This is a genomic window from Streptomyces sp. WELS2, from assembly GCF_013870595.1.
Taxonomy (GTDB): Bacteria; Actinomycetota; Actinomycetes; order Streptomycetales; family Streptomycetaceae; genus Streptomyces.
Genome location: NZ_JACBWZ010000622.1, coordinates 1 through 3,771, shown reverse-complemented (window position 1 = coordinate 3,771; position 3,771 = coordinate 1). Strand labels below are relative to the sequence as shown.

The following is a 3,771-nucleotide window of genomic DNA, read 5'->3' as shown; positions in this document are numbered from 1 at the left end:
CGGTCCTCAGGGTGTGACCGGGCCGTGAGCCGTGCCGGTCCGGGCGCTCAGGGCAGGACCCGTGCCAGGTACGGTGCCGTCGCGCTGCCTTCGGCCCGGGACACCCGATCCGGTGGACCCTCGGCCACGACGCGGCCGCCGCGGTCGCCGCCGCCCGGGCCGAGGTCGATCACCCAGTCGGCACCCGCGACCACCGTCATGTCGTGCTCGACCACGACGACCGTGTGCCCGGCGTCGACCAGCCCGTGCAACCGGTCCGTCAGCACCTCCACATCGGCCGGATGCAGCCCGGTCGTCGGCTCGTCCAGCAGGTACAGGGTGTGGCCCCGCCGCCCCCGCTGGAGTTCGCTCGCCAGCTTGATCCGCTGCGCCTCCCCGCCGGACAGCTCGGTCGCGGGCTGACCGAGCCGCAGATAGCCCAGGCCCACGTCCAGCAGGGTGCGCAGGCTCCGGGCGGCGGCCGGGGTGTCCGCGAAGAACTCCGCGGCGGCCTCCACGGTCAGATCCAGCACCTCGGCGATGGTCCGCCCCCGGTACGACACCTCGAGCGTCCCCGGGTTGTAGCGGGCGCCCGCGCAGTCCGGGCAGGGCGCGTAGGTGCTCGGCAGGAACAGCAGCTCCACGCTGACGAACCCCTCGCCCTGGCAGGTCTCGCAGCGCCCTCCGGGCACGTTGAAGGAGAACCGGCCGACCCCGTACCCGCGCGCCCGCGCCTCCTCGGTGCCGGCGAACACCTTCCGTACGACGTCGAACAGCCCTGTGTAGGTGGCCAGGTTGGACCGCGGGGTGCGCCCGATGGGCTTCTGGTCGACCCGTACCAGCCGGCCCACCCCCGGCAGTTCCCCGGTCAACTCCCCGACGAGCGTGGACTTCCCGGAACCGGAGACACCGGTGACCGCGGTGAACGCGCCGAGCGGGAAACGGGCCGTGACCGCGCGCAGATTGTGCCGGGTCACCGGCCCCACCGTCAGCCAGCCGCGCGGCTCGCGGACCTCGCGCGCCGGACCGGGCGACTCGTCGAAGAGGTAGGCGGCCGTCGCCGACTCGGCCACCGAGGCCAGTTCGGCCGGGGGCCCGCTGTACAGCACCCGGCCGCCGTGCTCGCCCGCGCCGGGACCCACGTCGACCACCCAGTCGGCGCCGCGCACCACGTCCAGATGGTGCTCCACCACGAACACCGAGTTGCCGGCCGCCTTGAGCCGCTCCAGGACGGTGAGCAGCGCCTCGGTGTCCGCCGGGTGCAGCCCGGCGGACGGCTCGTCCAGCACGTACACCACGCCGAACAGACCGGAGCGCAACTGGGTGGCCAGCCGCAGCCGTTGCAGCTCGCCCGGGGACAGCGTGGGCGCGGCCCGGTCCAGGCTGAGGTAGCCGAGGCCCAGTTCGACCACCGGCGCGATCCGGGACTTCAGGTCCGCCGTGAGGACGCGCGCCGTCTCGTCGCCGCCGTCGGGCAGTTCCGCGAGGCCGGTCAGCGGCAGCGCGGCGAGTTCGGCGATGGTCCGGCCGTCGTAGGTCACCGCGAGCGCCTCGGGCCGCAGCCGGCTGCCGCCGCAGGCCGGGCAGGGGGTGCTGGTCAGGAACCGTTCCGCCTTCGCCCGCAGGGTGGCCGACTTGGTCTCGGCGAACGTCTTGAGCACATACCGGCGCGCACTCGTGTAGGTGCCCTGGTACGGCCGCTGGATGCGGTCGGCGTCGCGCACCGGGTGGACGGTGACGACCGGCTGCTCGTCGGTGAACAGGATCCAGTGGCGCTGCTCGGCGGGGAGTTCGCGCCAGGGCCGGTCCACGTCGTGGCCGAGCGTATCCAGGATGTCCCGCAGGTTCTTGCCCTGCCAGGCGCCCGGCCAGGCCGCGATCGCCCCCTCGCGGATGGACAGCGAGGGATCCGGGACCAGCAACTCTTCGGTGGTGTCGTGGACTTCCCCGAGCCCGTGGCAGCGCGGGCAGGCCCCGGCGGCCGTGTTCGGCGAGAACGCGTCCGAGTCCAGCCGCTTCGCGCCCGGGGGGTGGCTGCCGGCCCGGGAGAACAGCATCCGCAGCGAGTTGGACAGATTGGTGACCGTGCCCACCGAGGAGCGCGAGGTGGGGGACGAGCGGCGCTGCTGGAGCGAGACCGCGGGCGGCAGACCGGTGATCTCGCCGACCTTCGGGGCCCCGACCTGGTGGATCAGCCGGCGCGCGTACGGCGCGACCGACTCGAAGTACCGCCGCTGGGCCTCGGCGTAGACGGTGCCGAACGCCAGCGAGGACTTGCCCGAGCCGGAGACCCCGGTGAACACGGCCAGCACGTCCCGGGGGATGTCCACGTCCACGCCCTTGAGGTTGTGCTCGCGGGCGCCGCGGACGCGGACGTAAGGGTCGTAAGGGGTGTGCATCGGGGGAACTCTATCCGCCCCCGTGCGCCGCTACCGCGGAGGGTTGCCCGGGTCCTGCGGCCGGGTGCCGAACTCGTCCCTCAGCTTGTCCTGCCCGGTGTCGACCTGCGACCGGTACTTGTCGCCGGTGCGCTGGTCGATGTAGTCGCCGCCCTTGTCGATGCCCTTGTCGGCCGTGCTCTCATGGCCCTTGATCATCTGCTTGAGCTTGTCCAGCATGGACATGGCAGCCTCCTCGTCTCTGACAGGCTTGCCCTCCCAGGGTCACCGGACCGTGCCGGAACCGCATCTCGGGAGGGAGGGGGTTCACCGGCCCGGCGCGAACAGCGCGGCCAGCCGCCGGAAGGAGTCCAGCAGCCCCGCACGGTCGTAGGTGCTGGTCGTCACGAGCACCTCCTCGGCGCCCGTCTCCTTCAGTACGGTCTCCAGCTCGTGCGCGACCTGCTCCGGGGTGCCCGCGATGTGCCCGGCGAGCGCGGCCTCGTAGAGCTCCCGCTCCTTCGCCGTCATCGTGCGCGCCTCCACGGACTCGGCGGGGGCGAGCGGCGGGAAAGTGCCGTGGGTGCGGGAGTACGCCAGCGACCAGGCCTCGGGGACCAGCAGCCGGCGGGCCTCGGCCTCGGTGCCGGCGACCGCGACCGTGCCGGAGATCACCACGTACGGCTCGGCCGCCCAGCGGGACTGGCGGAACAGGGAGCGGTACTGGTCGATGCCGCGCAGCATCTTCTCCCGGCCCCGCAGATCGCCGATGACCATGGGCAGGCCCGCGCGGGCCGCGATCCGGGCGCCCTCGCCCATGGCCAGCACGAACGGCGGCACGGTCAGGCCCTCCGCAGGCCGGGCCCGCACCCCGGTCGGCGAGCCGCCGGTGAACCAGCCCAGCAGTTCCCCGAGCTGGGCGGCGAAGTCCTCGGCGTCGCCCTTGTCCCGGCCCAGCGCCTTGCGCACCCCGTCCGTGAAGCCGACCGAGCGGCCGAGCCCCATGTCGACGCGCCCCGGGAACAGCGACTCCAGCACCCCGAACTGCTCGGCGACGACCAGGGACCGGTGGTTGGGCAGCATCACCCCGCCGGTGCCCACCCGGATGGTGCGGGTGGCGGCGGCGACCGCGGCGGCGAGCACGGTCGGCGCGGACCCGGCGACCCCGGGCACCCCGTGGTGCTCGGACACCCAGAACCGGTGGTAGCCGAGCGCCTCCGCCTCCCGGGCCAGCGCCACGGTGTCCCGCAGCGCCTCGCCGGGCGGACGGCCCTCCCGGGTGCGCGAGCGGTCGAGGACGGAGAACCGGGTGCGACTGATCACTGTGCTGCTCACACAGAGTTCAACACCCGGACGCGCACAGGATTCCCGGGGGGCGGGCACGCCCCGCCGTCCCGGCGCGCACCGGATTTCC

At 73.7% G+C, this 3,771-nt stretch carries 3 protein-coding genes; all 3 read right to left on the bottom strand.

Annotation, left to right across the window (positions count from 1 at the left end; translation table 11 throughout):
* Nucleotides 1-47: 47 nt before the first annotated feature.
* The 3 genes from H5J33_RS26885 to H5J33_RS26875 all read right to left on the bottom strand — a co-directional run bounded on the left by H5J33_RS26885 (nucleotide 48) and on the right by H5J33_RS26875 (nucleotide 3,692).
* Nucleotides 48-2,378 (bottom strand): excinuclease ABC subunit UvrA, encoded by a 2,331-nt coding sequence (locus tag H5J33_RS26885; protein WP_181797435.1) that lies wholly within the window; start codon nucleotides 2,376-2,378, stop codon nucleotides 48-50.
* 30 nt (nucleotides 2,379-2,408) lie between these two features.
* The gene (locus H5J33_RS26880) at nucleotides 2,409-2,603 is read right to left on the bottom strand and encodes an antitoxin (protein WP_181797434.1); all 195 of its coding nucleotides are present in this window, start codon (nucleotides 2,601-2,603) and stop codon (nucleotides 2,409-2,411) included.
* An 81-nt stretch (nucleotides 2,604-2,684) separates the two neighbouring features.
* Complete coding sequence (locus H5J33_RS26875) at nucleotides 2,685-3,692, bottom strand: LLM class flavin-dependent oxidoreductase (protein ID WP_181797433.1); 1,008 nt, start codon at nucleotides 3,690-3,692, stop codon at nucleotides 2,685-2,687.
* Nucleotides 3,693-3,771 lie beyond the last annotated feature (79 nt).

Bases quoted from the DNA above. Each gene is read 5' to 3' on its own strand.
- H5J33_RS26885 (WP_181797435.1), bottom strand. From the start codon at position 2,378: ATGCACACCCCTTACGACCCTTACGTCCGCGTCCGCGGCGCCCGCGAG.
- H5J33_RS26880 (WP_181797434.1), bottom strand. From the start codon at position 2,603: ATGTCCATGCTGGACAAGCTCAAGCAGATGATCAAGGGCCATGAGAGC.